Origin of the sequence: Actinomadura monticuli (assembly GCF_041463655.1) — a bacterium.
GTDB classification, from domain to species: Bacteria; Actinomycetota; Actinomycetes; order Streptosporangiales; family Streptosporangiaceae; genus Spirillospora; species Spirillospora monticuli.
Map to the genome: position 1 here is coordinate 112,327 of NZ_JAXCEI010000010.1, position 18,445 is coordinate 130,771.

General features: G+C 74.9%; 11 protein-coding genes. 6 read left to right on the plus strand and 5 right to left on the minus strand.

The window, feature by feature from the left end:
- Positions 1-9: 9 nt before the first annotated feature.
- From SM611_RS22990 to SM611_RS23000, 3 genes are read right to left on the minus strand one after another with little or no spacing between them, the layout of a single operon-like run.
- Positions 10-831 carry an FAD:protein FMN transferase gene (locus tag SM611_RS22990; RefSeq protein ID WP_371951952.1) on the minus strand — a complete coding sequence of 274 codons (822 nt, stop codon included), beginning with the start codon at positions 829-831 and terminating at the stop codon, positions 10-12.
- Positions 824-1,249, minus strand: coding sequence for an FMN-binding protein (locus SM611_RS22995; protein WP_371951953.1), 426 nt, complete (start codon positions 1,247-1,249; stop codon positions 824-826). Before SM611_RS22995 ends, SM611_RS22990 begins: the two co-directional genes overlap by 8 nt.
- A gap of 10 nt (positions 1,250-1,259) precedes the next feature.
- Complete coding sequence (locus SM611_RS23000; RefSeq protein ID WP_371951954.1) at positions 1,260-2,618, minus strand: ferredoxin reductase family protein; 1,359 nt, start codon at positions 2,616-2,618, stop codon at positions 1,260-1,262.
- A 114-nt stretch (positions 2,619-2,732) separates the two neighbouring features.
- Here SM611_RS23000 and SM611_RS23005 point away from each other — a divergent pair, with 114 nt between their 5' ends.
- The 4 genes from SM611_RS23005 to SM611_RS23020 all read left to right on the plus strand — a co-directional run bounded on the left by SM611_RS23005 (position 2,733) and on the right by SM611_RS23020 (position 10,363).
- The gene (locus SM611_RS23005) at positions 2,733-3,473 is read left to right on the plus strand and encodes a response regulator transcription factor (RefSeq protein ID WP_371951955.1); all 741 of its coding nucleotides are present in this window, start codon (positions 2,733-2,735) and stop codon (positions 3,471-3,473) included.
- Complete coding sequence (locus tag SM611_RS23010) at positions 3,470-4,894, plus strand: sensor histidine kinase (RefSeq protein WP_371951956.1); 1,425 nt, start codon at positions 3,470-3,472, stop codon at positions 4,892-4,894. The genes SM611_RS23005 and SM611_RS23010 overlap by 4 nt, the downstream gene beginning before the upstream one ends.
- 132 nt (positions 4,895-5,026) lie before the next feature.
- Entirely contained in the window at positions 5,027-7,669 is a 2,643-nt protein-coding gene (locus tag SM611_RS23015) for a bifunctional acetate--CoA ligase family protein/GNAT family N-acetyltransferase (RefSeq protein WP_371951957.1), read from the plus strand.
- A gap of 3 nt (positions 7,670-7,672) precedes the next feature.
- The gene (locus SM611_RS23020) at positions 7,673-10,363 is read left to right on the plus strand and encodes a cation-translocating P-type ATPase (RefSeq protein WP_371951958.1); all 2,691 of its coding nucleotides are present in this window, start codon (positions 7,673-7,675) and stop codon (positions 10,361-10,363) included.
- An 18-nt stretch (positions 10,364-10,381) separates the two neighbouring features.
- Here SM611_RS23020 and SM611_RS23025 read toward each other — a convergent pair whose 3' ends face one another.
- Positions 10,382-10,897 (minus strand): flavodoxin domain-containing protein, encoded by a 516-nt coding sequence (locus tag SM611_RS23025; protein WP_371951959.1) that lies wholly within the window; start codon positions 10,895-10,897, stop codon positions 10,382-10,384.
- Between the two features lie 270 nt (positions 10,898-11,167).
- Between SM611_RS23025 and SM611_RS23030 the strand changes: the two genes are divergently transcribed.
- Together SM611_RS23030 and SM611_RS23035 are read left to right on the plus strand one after the other, a co-directional pair.
- Positions 11,168-12,055, plus strand: a complete 888-nt coding sequence (locus tag SM611_RS23030; protein ID WP_371951960.1) for an ABC transporter ATP-binding protein — start codon at positions 11,168-11,170, stop codon at positions 12,053-12,055.
- On the plus strand, positions 12,052-13,698 hold the full coding sequence (locus SM611_RS23035; protein ID WP_371951961.1) for an ABC transporter permease: 1,647 nt from the start codon (positions 12,052-12,054) through the stop codon (positions 13,696-13,698). Before SM611_RS23030 ends, SM611_RS23035 begins: the two co-directional genes overlap by 4 nt.
- Here the strand turns inward: SM611_RS23035 and SM611_RS23040 are convergent.
- Positions 13,685-18,445, minus strand: coding sequence for a lysylphosphatidylglycerol synthase domain-containing protein (locus tag SM611_RS23040; RefSeq protein ID WP_371951962.1), 4,761 nt, complete (start codon positions 18,443-18,445; stop codon positions 13,685-13,687). The two genes, SM611_RS23035 and SM611_RS23040, sit on opposite strands and share 14 nt — an antisense overlap.

Genomic DNA, 18,445 nt, shown 5'->3' on the forward strand with positions numbered 1-18,445 from the left:
TCTGCGGAATCATGAGTTCCCTGGACTTCGGTCGCCTTGGCTTCGGCCCGGGAGGCTCATGCCCTCGCGTGGAAGGAAGAGGGCGATGTCGTCGAAACCGGTCGTGCACCACGCGGAGCCGTCCGAAGCCACCGCCAGTGCCTCGACGCCGGGATACGCCTCGGTCCAGGCGCGTGCGGCGCCGCCCATGGCTAAGCCGGCGGTGGCGAGCGCGTCCACGTCGGCGAGGTGCCGTCCGACCAGAGTGATCGCGGCGAGACCTGCCGCGGGACGTCCGGTGCGGGGGTCGACGATGTGGGTCCCGCGTTCGGCGGTGCCGGAGGTGGCGACCGCGAGGTCGTGTCCGGTCACGGCGGCGATGAGCCGGTCGCGGCGGTGGGGATCGGTGAGGCCGATCCGCCAGGGGCGTCCCGGGCGGGACTCCCCGCGCGCCTGGATGTCACCGCCGCCGTTCACGCAGTGGTCGAGGGCGCCGGCGTCGTGAAGGATCGTGGAGGCCCGCTCGACCGCCCATCCCTTGACCAGGCCGCTGGGGTCGAGCCGTCCACCGGGCCGGCCGGTGAACGCCCCGTCGGTGAGGTGCTCCAGTTCCGCGCAGCGGCGCAGGACGCCCGCGACGTCGGGATCGCATTCGCCGACCGTGAGGCGGCCCTCGGCGAGGCCGGTCAGCTGGCTGCCGGGCCGGTACGGGGAGAACACGCGGTCGACGTGGTGCAGCCAGGCGACGGCCTCTTCCAGCGCCTTGGCGACGGCGGGGGAGGGGCCCGTGCGGATGTCGAAGGTGACCACCGTCCCCATCACGTGCTCGACGTGGCGGATCGCCTCAGGCATGGGCGCGGTCCAAGGCGCTCTGCAGGGACGTGATGTACCCCTCGCTGGTGTAGGTCGCCCCTGAGACCGCGTCGATGCGGGCGCTGCCGGCCGCGACGGCCTCCCGGGTGAGCCGGGGGACGGCCATGGCCGCGATCTCCCGGTCACGGCCGTTCTCCGAAGGGGCGCGCAGTACCCGGACGGCGGTGAGGCGGCCCTTGGACATCGTGATCTCGACCTGGACCGGCCCGTACTCGGTGTCGACGCTCTGGCCCCGGTAGGTCCCGTTCGCGGCGGCGGCCTTCGCGCCTCCGCCGGACGGGGACGGTTCCGGGGCGGGCGGGCGCGTCACCGGGACCGCCTGGTGGTGCGGTTTCAGCGCCAGCAGCAGGACGACGCCCGCGATGGTCGTCCCGGTGGCGATCGTGGCTCGGTGCATGCTCGGCCTCTCAGAACTCGAACGACTCGGTGCGGATGTGGCGGCGCCGCACGCCTGCCTGGCGGAGGGCCCGCAGCGCGGCGGCGGTCATGCCGGGCGGCCCGCACAGGTAGACGTCCCGGTGCCGCACATCGGGCACGATCGATCGCAGTGCGCGTCCGGTCAGCGGGAGCGAGTACTCCGACGGCTCGTCCACGAAGTAGTGCACGCGGGCGCCGCGGGCGGCGGCGACGGCGTCCAGTTCGCGGCGCAGGGCCAGGTCCTCCGGGCGGCGGGCGAGGTAGACGAGGGTGACGTCGCCGGGGAGGGTCTCGAACAGGGTCCGCAGCGGGGTGACGCCGACGCCGCCGGCGAGCAGCAGCGCCCGGTCGTGGTGGGGCCGCGTGCCGGTGAAGCCGCCGTAGGGGCCTTCCGCCCACACCCGCGTGCCGGGGCGGAGCCCGGCGAGAGCGCGGCTGTGGTCCCCGGTCTCCTTGACGGTGATCCGGAGCCGGTGCCCGCGCGGCGGCTCCGAGAGCGAGTACGGGTTGGCGGCCCACCACAGGCCGGGCGCGAGGAACCGCCAGCGGAAGAACTGCCCCGGCTCGGCCCGCAGCCTGCCCAGGTCGCGTCCGGTCATGTAGACGGAGACGACCCCGGGCGCCTCGGCGTGGACGGCGGCGACCCGCAGTCCGTGCCGGAACCCGCCGATGACCGGTGTGAGGAAGCGGAACCACACGAGGAGCAGGGCGACCCCGATGTACAGCGTGTACCAGGCGGCCCGCGCCCAGGCGTTGCCGACGAACTGGGCGCCGTTGGCGAGCTGGTGGGAGAAGGCCAGGAAGATCGCCAGGTAGGTCGCGAAGTGCAGGTAGTGCCATGTCTCGTACCGCAGCCTGCGCCGCGCCGCCCGCGCCGAGGTGATCCCGACGCCCAGGAGCAGGGCGAACCCGGCGGTCCCCTTGAGCATCTCGGGATAGTCGAGGACCACGGACACGGTCTGGTGGACGACGTCCGTACGGGAGGTCACCGCGTATCCCCAGATGATCAGCAGGACGTGCGCCAGGGCGAGCCAGACGGTGTACCGGCCGCCCATCGCGTGCCAGCGCGCCAGCCGGTCGGTGCCGACGCCGCGTTCCAGTGCCGGCACCCGCGCCATCAGGGCGAGCAGGACGGCGCATCCGTAGCCCGCGAGGAGGCCGGTGACGCGCCCCGCCTCGGTCAGCCAGCCGTCCAGCCCGGCGACGGAGCCGGTGCTCCGCCACCACAGCGCCAGCACCAGCACGGCCCCGGCGTAGATGAGGACCTGCGGCCATGAGGACGGGACGCGCCGCGCGGGACGCGGCGGCCGGGTGATGGGCCGCGGGATGTCGGGTCTGGTCGTGGTCATGCCGGCCACCCTGCCAACGCAGTTTCTGAGTTCCTTCTGACACCATGGGGAAGACGCCCCTTCAGCGGCTTTTCAGAGGAAACTCAGAGGTCGGAGAGGGAAGCTGGCCGCACCATGACGAGTGACGAACCCGGGTCCGCGGGCCTTCGGCGAGCGGACGGCACACCCGTCCGGGTCCTGGTCGTCGACGACGAACCGGACCTGGCCGAGGTGCTGACGCGCGTGCTGGCCTCCGAAGGCTGGGCCGTCCGGGCCGCCGGCGACGGTGCCGGGGCGGTCGCCGCGGCCCGCGAATTCCGCCCCGACGCGGTCGTGCTGGACGTGATGCTTCCCGACATCGACGGCCTTCAGGTGCTGCGCCGCCTCCGCGCCGAGGCCCCGGACGTGTGCGTGCTCTTCCTGACCGCGCGCGACGCCGTCGAGGACCGCATCGCCGGGATCACCGCGGGCGGCGATGACTACGTGACCAAGCCGTTCAGCCTGGAGGAGGTCCTGGCGCGGCTGCGCGGGCTGCTGCGGCGGGCCGGCATGACCCGGCAGACGGAGGCCGCGCGGCTGCTCACCGTCGGCGGGCTGTCCATGGACGAGGACGCCCGCGAGGTGACCCGCGACGGGCGGATGATCGAGCTGACCCCGACCGAGTTCGAGCTGCTGCGGTTCCTGATGCGCAACCCGCGCCGGGTGCTGTCCAAGGCGCAGATTCTCGATCGCGTCTGGGACTACGACTTCGGCGGCCAGGCCCACGTCGTCGAGCTGTACATCAGCTATCTGCGCAAGAAGATCGACGCGGGCCGGGCGCCGATGATCCACACCGTGCGCGGTGTCGGGTACGTCCTGAAACCGGAGGCTCCGTGAGGGGCCCCCGGACGCTGCGGGCCCGGCTCACCGCCGGGCTGGTCGTCCTGCTCGCGCTGAGCTGCCTCGCCGTCGGCATCGCCACCACGGCGGCGCTCGACCGCTTCCTCGTCGGCCGGCTGGACGAGCAGCTGGCCGCGTCCGGGGGCCGGTTCCCGGCGAGCCTGGAGCACGAGCGGCGCCGCGACGCCGACAACGCCCCGGACACCCGCGGGCAGGCGTCGGGAACGTTCGGCGCCCGGCTGTTCGGCGGTTCGGTGACGGAGGCCGTGGTCGTCCGCGGCGGCGACGTCGAGCCCGTGGCGCTGACCGCCGCCGATCGGCGCGCCCTGGCCGCCGTGCCGCCCGGCCGCGGTGCCCGGTCGCTGTCGCTGTCGGCGCTCGACGACTACCGGATGGCGGCGGTGCGCGGCGACGACGGCGACGTGCTGATCACCGGGCTGCCGCTGCATCCCGCCGAGGAGACCGTGCACCGCCTGATCCTGGTGGAGGCGGTCGTCTTCGCCGCGGTGCTCGCCGCCGCCGGGATCGCGGCGGCGGCCTGGGTGCGGCTGACGCTGCGCCCGCTGCGCCGGGTCGCGGCCACGGCGTCCCGGGTGACGGAGCTGCCGCTGGCCAGCGGGGAGGTGGCGATGCCGGAGCGGGCCCCCGACACCGACCCGCACACCGAGGTCGGCCAGGTCGGCGCGGCCCTGAACCGGATGCTCGGCCACGTCGAGAACGCGCTCGCCCGCCGGCACGCCGGCGAGGAGCGGCTGCGCCGGTTCGCCGCCGACGCCAGCCACGAACTCCGCACTCCCGTCGCCGCCATCCGCGGGCACGCCGAACTCGCGCTGCGCACGTCCGAGCCCGTCCCGGCGGAGGTGCGGCACGCGCTCGGACGCATCGAGGCCGAGTCGGTCCGCATGTCCGAACTGGTCGACGACCTGCTCCTCCTCGCGCGCCTGGACGCCGGCCGCCCGCTCGACCACCGCCCGGTCGACCTCACCCGCCTCGTCCTGGACGCCACCGCCGACGCCCGCGCCGCCGGTCCGGGGCACCGCTGGGAGATGGTGCTCCCGGAGGAGCCCGTGACCGTCACCGGTGACGCCCGGCGCCTGCACCAGCTGATCGCGAACCTGCTCGCCAACGCCCGCACCCACACTCCGCCCGGCACCCACGTCACGGTCGAGCTCGCGGTGCGCGGCGGCACCGTCGTCCTCGACGTGGAGGATGACGGGCCCGGCATCCCGACCGGTCTGCGGGAGGAGATCTTCGACCGGTTCGTCCGTGCCGACCAGGGCCGCTCCCGCAACGCCGGAGGCACGGGACTCGGGCTGGCGATCGTCCGAGCGGTGGCCGCCGCGCACGGCGGACGCGCCGAACTCATCGCCGGCGACCGCACGACCTTCCGTGTCACGCTCCCGCTCTCAGGCTCATGAGCCGCGCCCTTCCGAACCCGCGACCTCGGTCCCTGCCGTCCTGGTGGCCGGACCAGGGGCGAGGACCATGGTCCCGGCCGCCGGTGACCTTGGGATGCTGATCGGCGCACTGTCCTGCCGGACGCTGGAGGCATGACGGAGCAGCTTTCCGGCGCGCGGGCGTTCGCGCTGTTGACCGATGGGGTGCAGGTCGAGATCGGCCGGCTCGGCGCGGCGGACGTGGACGCGGTGCGCGAGCTGCACGAGGGCCTGTGCGAGGAGAGCCTGTATCTGCGGTTCTTCGGGCTCAACCGTGCGATGGCGGGCGAGGTGGCCCGCCGGGTCTGCCGGGTCGACGGCGCCGATCACGCGGCGCTCGGCGCCTGGCTGCACGGAGATCTGATCGGCGTCGCCGAATACGAGCCGACCGGTGTGCCGGGGGAGGCCGAGGTCGCGATGGCGGTCGCGGACCGGATGCACCATCGGGGTGTGGGGACGCTGCTGCTGGAGCACCTGGGGTCGCTGGCGCGCGCCGGCGGGCTGGTGGCCTTCCGGGCCGACACGCTGCCGGAGAACAGTGCGATGCTGCGGGTGTTCGCGGACGCCGGGATGGCCGTCCGGCAGCGGACGTCCGGTGGCGTGGTCGAGCTGACGGTCCCGCTGGTCTGTGACGAGGGATATCTGGACGCGGTCGCCGAGCGGGAGCGGCAGGCGGACGTGGCGAGTCTGGAGCCGCTGCTGCGGCCCCGGTCCATCGTCGTCGTCGGGGCGTCCCGTGAACGCGGGACGGTCGGCGCCGAGCTGCTGTGCAACATCGTCTCCGGTGGTTACCGGGGTGCCGTGTACGCGGTGAACCCGCACCGTGCCGGGGCGGAACTGCACGGCGTTCCGTGCGTGGCGACGATCGCCGATCTGCCCGAGGCGCCTGATCTGGCGGTGATCGCGGTGCCGGCGCCGTCGGTGCCCGGTGTGGCGGCGGCGTGCGGGCGGTTCGGTGTCTGCGCGCTGGTGGTGATCAGCTCTGGGCTGTCGGCCGAGCAGGGGCGTGGTCTGCTGGCCGCCTGCCGGGAGTACGGCATGCGGCTGGTCGGCCCGAACTGCCTGGGCATCGCCAATACCGGGATCCGGCTCGACGCGACGTTCGGCGCCCGCCGGGCCGCGCCCGGGAGCGCGGGTGTGGCGGTCCAGTCCGGCGGTGTCGGCATCGCTTTGGTCGAGGAGCTGTCCCGGCTGGGTATCGGGGTCTCGACGTTGGTGTCGGTGGGCGACAAGTACGACGTCAGCGTCAACGACATGCTCATGTGGTGGGAGTCGGAGGAGACGACCCGGCTCGGCGTCCTGCACGTGGAGTCGTTCGGCAACCCCCGCAAGTTCGCCCGGACGGCCCGCCGCGTCGCCGCGAAGGTGCCGCTGCTGACCGTCCTGGCGGGACGGTCGGCGCCCGGCACCCGGGCGGCGGCCTCGCACACCGCGGCGGCGGCGACCCCGGAGCTGACCCGCCGGGCGCTGTTCGAGCAGGCCGGCATCGTGGCCACCGACGACCTCGGCGGACTGGTCGACGCCGCCGCGCTGCTGGCGACCCAGCCGCTGCCGGCCGGGCCGCGGGTGGCGGTGGTGTCCAACGCGGGCGGCGCCGGGGTGCTGGCCGCGGACGCCTGCGCCGACGCCGGGCTGACCGTCCCGGTGCTGGACGAGGCCACCCGCCGCGTCGTCGCCCGCGTCCTGCCGTCCTGCGCGGCGGCCGGCAACCCCGTCGACACCACGGCCGCCGTCTCCGCCGAAGCGTTCCGCGAGGCCATCGACCTGGTCGCCGCCGACGACGCCGTGGACGCCGTGCTGGCGCTGGTGGTCCCGACCGCGCTGGGCGACCTGCGGGGTGCGCTGCGCGAGTGCGGCAAGCCGATGGCGGCGGTGGTGCTGGGGCAGGCCGAGACGGTCACGATCAACGACGGCGCGGTCCCGTGCTACGCCTATCCGGAGAACGCCGCCCGAGCGCTCGCCCACGCCTGGAGGTACGCGCGCGGGCGAGACCTCCCGCATGAGCCGCCGCCCACGCTGCCCGGCCTGCGTCCGGACGAGGCGGCCGGCATCATCGGCGGCTTCCTGGCCGGCGAGCCGGACGGCGGCTGGCTGCCGCCCGCCCAGACGTACCGCCTGTTGGAGTCCTACGGGCTGCCGGTGGCCCCATGGCGCTGGGCCCCGACCGCGGACGAGGCGGTCGCCGCCGCCCGCGACCTGGGCGTCCCGGTGGCGCTGAAAGCGCACGTGCCGGGCGTGGTGCACAAGTCCGCGGCGGGCGCGCTGGAGCTGGGCCTGGACGGGGAAGAGGCCGTCCGTGCCGCGTCCCGCCGGCTGTCGGAGCGGTTCGGTGCGGGTCTGGAGGGCATGCTCGTCCAGGTCATGGCAGGTCAGGGCGTCGAGGTGCTGTGCGGCGCCGTCCAGGACGAGGTGTTCGCGGCAGTGGTGATCTTCGGGGCCGGGGGTGTCGACGCCGACGCCCTGGCCGACCGCGCCGCCCGGCTGGCGCCGCTGACGGCCCGCGACGCCGACGAGCTGATCCACGCTCCCCGGTCGTCGGCCCTGCTGCGGGGACACCCGGCCCGCCCGGCCGGTGACGTCGACCGGCTGCGCGAAGTGCTGCTGCGGCTGTCCAGGCTGGCGGCCGACCATCCGGAGATCACCGAACTCGACCTCAACCCCACGATCGTCCGCCCGGACGGGGTGGTGGTCGTGGACGCCCGCGTCCGGCTGGCGCCCCGCCGCGGCTGGGATCCCTACCTGCGCCGGTTGCGCTGAGCCATGCCCGCCAAACGGCATCACGCGGACACCGGGACCGGCCCGGCCGAGCCAGGCGCCGATCCGCGAGAACCGCTGCCGCTGCTCCGCAAAGAACTCGGCACCGACGACCGGGGCCTGTCCGCGCGGGAGGCGGCCCGGCGGCTGGCGGTGTACGGGCCCAACCAGGTGCGGCGGCGGGAGAAGCGGTCGCTGGTGCGGCTGCTGTCGGGCCAGCTGGCCCATCCGCTGGCGTTGCTGCTGTGGGGCGCGGGCGCGCTGGCGTTCATCGCCGGGATGGGGGTGCTGGGCTGGGCGATCCTCGCGGTGATCCTGATCAACGCCCTGTTCGCGCTGCTGCAGGAGCATCAGGCCGAACGGGCGGTGGAGGCGCTGGCCGCCTACCTGCCCGAGCAGGCCCACGTCGTCCGGGACGGGCAGAGGCAGGCGGTGGAGGCGGTCGGGCTGGTGCCGGGCGATCTGATCGTGCTGGCGGAGGGCGACAAGATCCCCGCCGACGCCCGGCTGACCGACGGGGCGCTGGAGGTCGACCTGTCGATGCTGACCGGCGAGTCGGCGCCGGTGGAACGGGTCGCGGCCCCCGCCCAGGAGGGCGTCCCGCTGCTGCGGGAGCCGAACCTGGTGTTCTCCGGGACGACCTGCACCGGCGGCGAGGCGCGGGCGATCGTGTACGCGACCGGCGGGCACACCGAACTGGGGCGCATCGCCGCGCTCAGCCAGCGCGCGCCGCGCCGCGACAGTCCGCTGGAGGTGCAGGTCAAGAAGGTCGCCTGGCTGATCGCGGCGGTCGCGGTCGGCATGGGCGCGGTGTTCCTGCTGATCGGCGCGCTCGTCGGGCTGCCGCTGCGGGACGCCCTGATGTTCGCGATCGGGCTGCTGGTCGCCAACGTCCCCGAGGGCCTCCTGCCGACCATCACCCTGGCCCTCGCGGTCGGCGTGCGCGTCCTCGCGAAACAGGGCGCGGTCGTCAAGCGGCTCAGCGCGGTCGAGACGCTCGGCTCCACCAACGTCATCTGCACCGACAAGACCGGCACCCTGACCCAGAACCGGATGCGCCTCCAGGCCCACTGGACCCCGGACACCGGAACCGTCACCGGCGAGGCGCCGCCCGCCGAACTCGCGCGGGCGATGACCGAATGCACGACCGTCTCCTACGGCGAGGACGGCGAACTCCAGGGCGACCCGACCGAGATCGCCCTGGTCGAGGGGGCGGGGCCGGACGCCGCCGCGCGGCTGGCCGCCCGCGACGAGCGGCGCCGCGCGATCTTCCGGTTCGACGCGCGGCTGCGGCTGATGTCCACGGCCGGGCAGCGCGGCGACCATCTCACCGTCTACGCCAAGGGCGCGCCCGAGGCCGTCCTGGCCCGCACCACCGGCGCTGACCGCGCCGCGGTGATGGAGGTCGTCGAGGACCTCGCGCGCCGAGGGCTGCGGGTGCTGGCGGTGGCCGCCCGGGACCTGCCGCCCGGTGCCGAGGCGCCCGAGCGCCGGGAGGACGCCGAGACCGGGCTCCGCCTCCTCGGCCTGGTCGGGCTCTACGACCCGCCGCGCCCGCAGGTCGCCGACGCGGTGCGCCGCTGCCATGACGCGGGGCTGCGCGTCCACATCGTGACCGGCGACAACGGCGCCACCGCGGCCGCCGTCGCGGCGGAGGTGGGCATCGGCGCCCCCCGCCTGCACGTGGTCGCCGAGTCCGAGCAGATCCACGACCACGAGCTGGACGAGCTGCTGACCGGCGACGCCGAGATCGTCTTCGCCCGCTCGTCCCCGGAGACCAAGCTGAAGGTCGCCGACGCGCTGCGCGCGCACGGGCAGATCGTGGCGATGACCGGGGACGGCGCCAACGACGCGCCCGCCCTGCACCAGGCCCACATCGGCGTGGCGATGGGACGCTCGGGCACCGACGTGGCCCGCGAGGCGTCCACCATGGTGCTGACCGACGACAACTTCGCCACCATCGTCACCGCGATCGAATCCGGGCGCCGCGTCTACGACAACGTCCGCAAGTTCATCCTGTACATCTTCGCGCACGCCGTCCCGGAGATCGTCCCGTTCCTGGTGTTCGCGCTCAGCGGCGGCCTGGTACCCCTCCCGCTGACCGTGCTGCAGATCCTCGCGATCGACCTGGGCACCGAGACCCTGCCCGCGCTCGCGCTCGGCCGCGAACCCGCCGAGCCGGGCATCATGAACCGCCCGCCGCGCCGGTCCTCCCAAGGCGTCATCTCCCGCGACATGCTGATACGCGCCTGGGGCTACCTGGGCCTGGTCTCCGCCGCCCTGGTCATGCTGGCCTTCTTCTACGTCCTGTGGCGCGCCGGCTGGCACCCCGGCGACCCCACCGGCGCGGGCACCGCCCTGCACCACGCCTACCTGACCGCCACCACCGCCACCTTCGCGGGCCTGGTCACCTGCCAGATCGGCACCGCCATGGCCGCCCGCACCGACCATGCCTCACTCCGCGAGGTGGGGCTGGCCACCAATCCGCTGCTGCTGGCCGGCATCGCCTTCGAGCTGCTGTTCGCCGCCGCCCTGATCTACCTTCCGCCGCTGCAGCACCTGTTCGGCACCGCCGCCCTGCCCTGGGACGTCCTGGCCATCATCGCCGCGTTCCCGCTCATCGTCTGGGGCGCCGACGAACTCCGCCGCTGGGGCCGCCGCCGCGCCCGCCCCCAGGGCTCTGTCGCCGGGGCGTGAGAGCGGCTCCGGCGCGGGTCACGGCTGGGGCGGCTTCAGTCCACCCGCGATCTCCGCCGCCCAGGCGTCGATCCCCGGCCAGTCGCGGTAGTCGCCGTACCGGATCCCGAGCAGCCCGCAGATCAGGCGTCCGGCGATGGGGATGTGCTCGCGCCGGAAGACGCCGGAGAAGAGCCGGTGCTCGCGGGCGTCGAGCATCCGCCGCAGGCCGTCCGCCAGCAGCGCCTCCTCCTTGGGGCCGAAGCCGCGCCAGCGGCCGCGCAGCGCGGCCGGCATCCCGACGCTGAACAGCCACACCGGCCGCCCGGCGAGGACGTCGTGTTCCCGCTCCAGGAAGCCGGTCGCCTCGGCCAGCCAGGCGCGGCTGTGGACTGCGCTGCCGAGCACGAAGGCGGTGTACGCGCCGGCGTCGCCCACGCCGGACATGGCGCGAACATCGACCTGCTCGCCGTGCTCGGCCAGTACCGCCCCGATCCGTTCGGCGATGCTCCGCGTGGACCCGTGCGCACTCGCATACGCCACAAGGACGGTCATGTCCTCACCTCCAGCCGCGTTGTGCGGACTCCGGAGACCGTCACCCCCGTCAGGCGAACCTGACTGCTTCATCAGGGTCTGTCGCCGTCCCCCGCGCTGCCAGGGACCAACGTCCCGATGACACCCGGGGCGGAGCCGCCGGTCCGATACCGGGTTCGCGGTCGCCCTCCGGCAGGTGCCGTAAAGCGGGCGGTGAAAGGGACCTTCGGCCGCTGCCTGACACCGATCACACCTCTAGCCTCGGAAGCGGGATCATGGAGGAGGTGCGCGATGGCCGCGTCGGCGATACGGACCAAGGGCCTGACCAAGCGTTTCGGGCGGGTGGTCGCGGTGGACGGGCTCGACCTGGACGTCGGGCGCGGGGAGATCTTCGGATTCCTGGGGCCGAACGGCGCAGGGAAATCGACGACGATCCGGCTGCTGCTCGGCCTCGCCCGGCCGACGGCCGGCAAAGCGTGGATCATGGACATCCCGGTCGGCGACGTCGAGCGCGCCCACCGGCATGTCGGCTACGTCGCGGGGGACGTGGCGGTCTGGCCGCAGCTGACCGGCCTGGAGACGCTCACCTACCTCGGGAACCTGCACGGCGGGGTGGACGTTCCGTTCCGGGACGAGCTCGTCGAGCGCCTGCGGTTCGATCCGGGCATGCGGGCCCGCTCCTACTCCAAGGGCAACCGGCAGAAGCTCGCGCTGATCGCGGCGCTGATGACCCGGCCGGACGTGCTGCTGCTGGACGAGCCGACGTCCGGCCTGGACCCGCTCATGGAGGCCGAGTTCCAGGCGCTGGTGCGGGAGGCCGCCGGGCGCGGGCAGACGGTCTTCCTCTCCTCCCACATCCTGGACCAGGTCCAGGACGTCTGCCACCGCGTGGCGATCCTGCGCGACGGCCGGCTGGTCGAGGTCGCCGCGCTGGAGGACCTGCGCGCCCTCGGCGGGACGGTGCTGGAGGCGGTCATCGACGGCCCGGTCCCCGACCTCGCCGGCGTCCCCGGCGTGACCGGAGTGGAGCCCATCGACGGGGGCGTGCGGGTGTCGGTCGGCGGATCACCGGCGGCGGTGCTGGCACGGCTCAGCACGTCCTCGCTGGTCCGGCTGCGCAGCCATGAACCGACCCTGGAAGAGATCTTCCTGAGCTACTACGAGGCGGCGGAACGATGAGCAGGGCCATCCCGGTGCGCCGGACCGCCATACGCCCCGGCCTGGAGAGGGGCCGTTCGGCGCCGATGCGGGTCGCGCGGCTGACCGTCCGCCTGATCCGCCGCGGCATCGGCTGGCTGGTGCCGGTCGTCGCGTTCTACGTCGCGGTCGAGGTCTTCTCCTACGAGCGGACCTATCCCGACGCGGCCTCCCGGCAGAAGCTCGCGGCGCTCTCGGACGATCCCGCGGTGCGGATGCTCCAGGGCATCCCGCACGCGGTCGACACGCCGGGCGGCTTCGTCGCCTGGGACGCCGGCTGGATGCTGGCCGCGATCGCCGGCATCTGGGCGCTGCTCGCCGCGGGACGGCTCCTGCGCGGCGAGGAGGAGTCCGGCCGCGCCGAACTCGTCCTGGCCGGGCCGATCCGCCCTGCCCGCGTCGTCCTGGTGCAGGAGGCGGTCCTCGCGGGCGCGGCGCTGGCCGCCGGCGCCTCCGCCGCCGTCACCCTCGCGCTGATGGGCGCGGGAACGGCCGGTTCGGTGGTGTTCGGTCTCGGGCTCGCCGGGTTCGCCGCGACCTTCGCGGGACTCGCGGCGGTGCTCGCCCAGCTCTTCCAGGTGCGGCGGCGCGTGACCGCCGTCTCGGCCGCGCTCTTCGGGCTGTCCTTCCTGCTGCGGATGGCCGCCAACAGTGCCGATTCGCGCGGGTGGCTGCGCTGGTTCACGCCCTTCGGCTGGCTGGACGAACTGCACGCCTACCGCGATCCGGGCTGGGCGGCGCTCACCGTGCTGCTGGCGGCTCCCGCCGTCCTCGGCTGCGCCGCCGTGGCGCTGCGGACCCGCCGGGACACCGCCGGGGCGCTCATCACCGAGCAGGACCGCGCCCGTTCCCGGCTCCGCGGGCTCGGCGGCCCGGCGGCCTTCGCCTGGCGCGGCACCCGCGGGATGCTGGCCGGATGGATGCTCGGCATCGCCGGGTACGCGTTCGTCTCGGGCGCGCTGATCGTCACCGCCGTCGACTTCATGGCCGACGACCCGAACTACCGGCGGGCCCTGGAGGCGATCGGGTGGGACGCCGCGGACGTCGCCGAGGGGTTCGCCGGAGTCATGGGCATCCTCATCGGCCTGCTCATCGCTCTGTACGCGTGCTGGCGCGTCGGCGCGGCGCGCGCCGAGGAGGCCGCGGGCCGGCTCGACCACGTCCTCGCCCGCCCCGTCGCCCGCCGCCGGTGGCTCGGCGGCCATGTCGCCCTGACCCTGGCCTCGGCGCTGCTGCTGGCGCTGGCCGCCGCGACCGCGATGTGGGCCGGCGCCGCCGCCACCGGAGCGGGCGTCGGATTCGCCGACATGCTGGCCGCGAACCTCAACCCGCTGCCGGTCGCCGTCCTGGCCACGGGCCTCGCGGTGCTCCTCTTCGGGACCCGCCCCCGGCTGACCGTCCCCGGCTCGGCCGCGGCCGTCGCGATCGCCTACCTGGTCGAGATGATCGGCCCCGCGCTGGACTGGCCGGACCCGATCGTCGCCGTCTCCCCGTTCCACCACCTGGCGAGCGTCCCGGCGGAACCGTTCCAACCCGTCTCCTCCGCCGTGATGATCGCGATCGGCGTGCTGCTCGTCGCGGCCGGCCATGTGCTCTTCGAGCGCCGTGACCTCACCGGCGACTGAGCGTGCGGAACGCCAGCGCGGCGGGCGCGATCGGGAGCCAGAAGCTGAGGACCCGGTAGATCAGCACGGTCAGGACGGCTTCGGTCGGCCCCGTCCCGAGGGCGACCAAGGCCAGGACGAGCGAGGGTTCGACGATGCCGAGGCCGCCGGGCAGGGGGCCGAGGAGGCGCAGGGGGAGCAGCAGAAGATAGACCGCGGCCAGGACGACGGGGGAGAGCGGAAGGTGCACGGCGTGGCCGACCGCCAGGAACGCCAGCACGGAGCAGCTCGTGACCGCGGAGTTGCCGGCCAGGAGTGCGATCATGCGCCGGGGCCGGCGCAGCCGCCGGGGCAGGCCGGCCGCGGCCGCCTTCAGCGGCAGGACGATCTCTGCCCGGCGGCGCCACGCCAGGACCGTCCCCAGGGCCGCGAAGGCCGAGACGGCCAGGATCAGCGGTCCCGACCAGGCCGGTGAGCGGATCGCCTCCCAGCCCTGCGCGGTCGCGGCGGCCAGAGCGAGGGCCAGGGCCGCCAGGTGGACGAACGCGCCCGTCAGCCTGGCGAGGGCGACGGTCTCCACGGCTTCGTGCGGTCCGGCTCCGTGGTCGCGCAGGTACGCGCCGAGGACGGCGGCGCCGCCCCGGCCGGTCGGGTGCTGGCGCGACGCGTAGGTCGCGGCGACGTGCCGCATGCAGGTGCGTCCGAAGGCGAGGTCGCGCGTGGAGGCGCCCATCAAGGAGAGCGCGCCTGCCGCGTAGGAGGCCGCCACCAGCAGCGCGGCGACGAAGAGCCAGCGCAGGCCGGCGTCCGAGAGGACGGTCATGGGGGAGCGCATGCCCGCGATGCCGATGAGGGCGTGGTAGGTGACGTATCCGGCGAAGACGAGCAGCAGCAGGAACCACGGCCGGGACGGGATCCGTGAAAGGGGCCGGGGAAGAGCGCGGGTGGCGCCCGCACCCGCCAACGCGGTGCGCAGTTCGTCCAGGAGAGCGGGGGCGTCCCGCAGCTTCATCCGCGTGGACCGCGCCAGCGCCAGCGGCTGCAGGTAGGGGGCGGCGGCCTCGACCGCGGACGGCCCGAGGACGTCCACGGCCGCCTGGACGGACCGCCGCGGGCCCGCCACGAGTGCCGTGGACACGAGCAGTTCCGCCACGTCCTGGGCCAGCCGCCCGTCGCCGGCCGCGTCCTCGGCGAAACCGAAGTCGACGATGACCGGGTCGCCGCCGGTGTCGATGAGCACGTTCGCCAGGCGCAGGTCGCGGTGCGCGATCCGGGCCGCGTGGAGCTTGGCGACCTCGCCCCACAGATGGCGCAGGCCGGTGTCGTCCAGCGAGGTCAGGGGCCGGCCGTCCGTCTCGACGGTCTCCTCCGCGAGGATCCACGTGCCCGCACCGGCGGGAGCGACGCCGATGACGGCGGGGACGCGCGCGCCCGCGGACGCGGCGCGCATCAGCATGTACGCCTCGTGCTCCACCTGCCTCTTCGGGCTCGCCATCGGCGTCTCGTCCTCGACCTCGCGGTAGAGGAGGAAGCGGGCCGCCTTGAACAGCAGATCGGCGTCGCGCTGATCGCGGCCGAGGGCCTTGACGAAGGCGGTGCGTCCGTCGGCGGCGACGGCGGTGAAGGGAACCGACCCGCGGGCGTCCGCGCCGACCGGCTTGACGACCGGCTCGGCCAGGCCGCAGCGGGCAAGCCCGGCGGCGACCTGCGCCGGCGTCGGGACGTGGTCGGGCGTCCCGCGCGCCAGGTGCACGGCGCCGCCGACCGCCCAGCCGAGCGCCGCTCCGGCGACGACGTCGAGCGGGAAGTGGGCGCCCACGTAGACGCGGCTCACCGGCACGGCGACGGCGACGGCCCACAGGGCCCACCGGACCGGGCGGCGCACGTGCGCGGCGGCCACGGTGGCGAGCGCGGCGGCCACGGCCGCGTGGCCGGAGACGAAGCCGAGCCCGCCCTCGTGCGCACCGCGCAGCACCACCTCCGACAGCAGCGCGCCCGGACGTCCGCGGTCGGCGAAGTCCTTGACCAGCTTGGCGAGCAGCCAGGCCAGGGAGCCCGCGAGGGCCAGGTCGACGGCGAGCCGGACCCGGCGGACGGCGAGGGCCGCCGCCGCGGTCGCCCCGGCGGCGCCGAGCGCGCCGGTCTGCATCACGACGTTGACGGGCCGGAACAACCAGCCGGGCAGATCGTTGATGACCCGGAAGGCGTCGGCCTCGGGGCTCAGCAGGAACCCGTCCGCGGCGAAGGCGGCGAGGGAGAGGCATACGGCCAGCCCGGCGACGAGGCGGATCACGTCGCCGGGATGGCGCGCGGTGGCGGGCGCGCCCGGCGGGAACGGACTGGACAGGGCGTACGCCCAGCGGCGCACCGGCCGTCGCGGGCCGAGCACGGGTGGAGCCGTCACCTCGCGGTGCCCGCTCCCGCCGGCCGCGAGGCCCGCCGACACGGCCGTGCCCAGGGCGTTCCGGGCGGCGGCCATCGTCCGGTCGCGCGTGCTGACGGCGGCGGTCATCGCGATCAGCCTGGCCGCGTCCTCGTCGAGCAGTTCCGGTGCCGTGTCGGTCTCCGCTCGTCCCCAGCCGACGATCCACGGGCGCCCCCGCCGGTCGATCAGGACGTTGTCCGGCCGGAGGTCGCGGTGGGCGATGCGGTCGCGCCGCAGCGCCGCGAACTGCCGCCACAGGTCCTCCAGCGCCTCCTGGGGGAGGGCGCCCGCCGCAGGGAGGGGGCGTCCCTCGATGTGGTCCATGACCAGGGCCCAACCGCCCGGTTCGGCCGCCGCCACGAACCGGACGGCCGGTACCCGCGCCCCTGCCCGGCGGGCGCGCATGAGGAGGTATCCCTCGTGCTCGGCCAGGTGCTTGGCGGTGGCGAACGGCGGCTCGCCGGGCCTGCGCCGCCACAGCCGGCCGAGCCGGTGCAGGACGTCGGCGTCGCGCTGGTCGCGTCCGACGACCTTCACGAAGAGCCGGCCGGCCGGGACCGTCGCGGCGTAGGGGGCGGCGTGCCGCAGGTCGCCGGGCAGCGCCCGCACGTCCGTGGCCGTGAACCCGCGGCGGGTGAGCGTCTCGCGTATCGCCGCGAGCCGGGGAAGGTGCGCGGGCGTTCCGATGACGAGGAGCGCCGCCGCGCCCACGGCCCAGCCCAGGGCGGCGCCTCCGAGCGCGTCCACCGGGAAGTGCGCCCCCACGTACACCCGGGCCGTGCCGACGGCGGCGACCATGAGCCAGAGGACCCGCCGGTACGGGCGGGGAAGGTATGCGCCGGCCACCGTGACCAAGGCGGCGGCGACCGCGGTGTGACCGGCGACGAAGCCGGTGCCGAACGGTGACGCGTCGGATCGGAGGGCGACGTTCTCCAGCAGCGCGGCCGGCCGGGGGCGTCCGGAGACGTCCTTGACCACCTTGGCGACCACCCACGCGAGCGTCCCGCCCGTGGCGAGCGTGAGGGCGAACCGGAATCTGCGGAAGGCCGCGGCGGCCAGCGCCGTGACGGCGACCGCGCCGACCCAGCCGGCCTGCATCAGCAGCCACATCGGCAGTTCGATGGCGTCCGGAAGGTCGTTGATCAGACGGAAGAGATCGGTGTCCCAGCCCGGCACGCCCCTGCTCACCGCGACCAGCACCATCAGCGCGCCGGCGGCGAGCGCCAGCCGTACGGCGTCCATCGGGTGGCGGAACGCGGCCTCGTGCGGCCGGGCGGCGACCCTCGGGCGCCGCCACCGCCACCACGCCCACGCCGCGCCGCCGGCCGGGAGGTAGAGCAGGTAGGTGAAGAAGCGGAACAGCAGGACGCCGGCGGTGGCGGCGGGCAGGTCCGCGCCGGTGAGGTCGAGTCCGCCGATCAGCGCGAGTTCGAGGACGCCCGCGCTGCCGGGGGTGAGGGGGACGGCGGTCACCTGGCGGGCCACCGTGTAGACGGTGAAGGCCTCCAGCACACCGACGCGGGACACGCCCGCCGCCTGCAGCGACACGTACAGCACCGCGAACACGCAGACGTGGTAGCCGACGGCGGAGAGCGTCAGCGCCGCCCACCGGTCGCGGATCAGGTCGCGGGCCTCGGCCTGGAACCGCCCGACCTGGCCGGTGCGGTCGGTGATCCGGCGGTGCAGCAACCGCGCGACCGGGCGCGCCGCCCGGGAGACGCCGGCCACGATCGCGGATGCCGCGCGGTCGCTCCACAGCATGACCACGGTCAGCACGATGAGGACGGCGGCCAGGACCAGGCCGATGGCGCCTGCCCCGCGCACTCCGGGAGGGACGTCCGACGCCATGGCGAGCATCCCGAGCGCGAGCAGTGGCAGCGTCAACCGGGTGACGAGGTTCCAGATCCCCGTCACCAGCATCTGCAACGCGATGGGGCCCGCCCGGAAGCCGAGGTCCCGGCACATCGTGACGTTCAGCGCCGCGCCGGCCGCGCCCCCGCCGGGCAGGGCGTAGGAGACGGCGGTGGTCACCACGTTGACGGCGGACGCCGGTGCGAGCCGGAGCCCCGGCAGCGCGGCGCTCAGGCCGATGGCCGACAGCACCACCGACAACGCCGTGAACGCCGACAGCAGCATCAGGTCCAGGGCGGTCACGCGCGTCCGCAGGATGTCGGCGACCTCCCCCACGTCGACGAGGTCGGGCAGCACCTTGCCGAAGATCGCGGCGACGACGAGCAGCCCGAGGACGCGGCCGAACCAGGCCCGGCCGCGTCCCCGTGTCGCCGCGGGCCCCCCGGCGGGCGGTGGGCCGCCGGGGCCGGCCTCGATGGTCTGCGCGCTCAC

Coding starts and splice junctions, on each gene's coding strand:
- SM611_RS22990 (WP_371951952.1), bottom strand. CDS start 831: ATGCCTGAGGCGATCCGCCACGTCGAGCACGTGATGGGGACGGTGGTC.
- SM611_RS22995 (WP_371951953.1), bottom strand. CDS start 1,249: ATGCACCGAGCCACGATCGCCACCGGGACGACCATCGCGGGCGTCGTC.
- SM611_RS23000 (WP_371951954.1), bottom strand. CDS start 2,618: ATGACCACGACCAGACCCGACATCCCGCGGCCCATCACCCGGCCGCCG.
- SM611_RS23005 (WP_371951955.1), top strand. CDS start 2,733: ATGACGAGTGACGAACCCGGGTCCGCGGGCCTTCGGCGAGCGGACGGC.
- SM611_RS23015 (WP_371951957.1), top strand. CDS start 5,027: ATGACGGAGCAGCTTTCCGGCGCGCGGGCGTTCGCGCTGTTGACCGAT.
- SM611_RS23020 (WP_371951958.1), top strand. CDS start 7,673: ATGCCCGCCAAACGGCATCACGCGGACACCGGGACCGGCCCGGCCGAG.
- SM611_RS23025 (WP_371951959.1), bottom strand. CDS start 10,897: ATGACCGTCCTTGTGGCGTATGCGAGTGCGCACGGGTCCACGCGGAGC.
- SM611_RS23030 (WP_371951960.1), top strand. CDS start 11,168: ATGGCCGCGTCGGCGATACGGACCAAGGGCCTGACCAAGCGTTTCGGG.
- SM611_RS23035 (WP_371951961.1), top strand. CDS start 12,052: ATGAGCAGGGCCATCCCGGTGCGCCGGACCGCCATACGCCCCGGCCTG.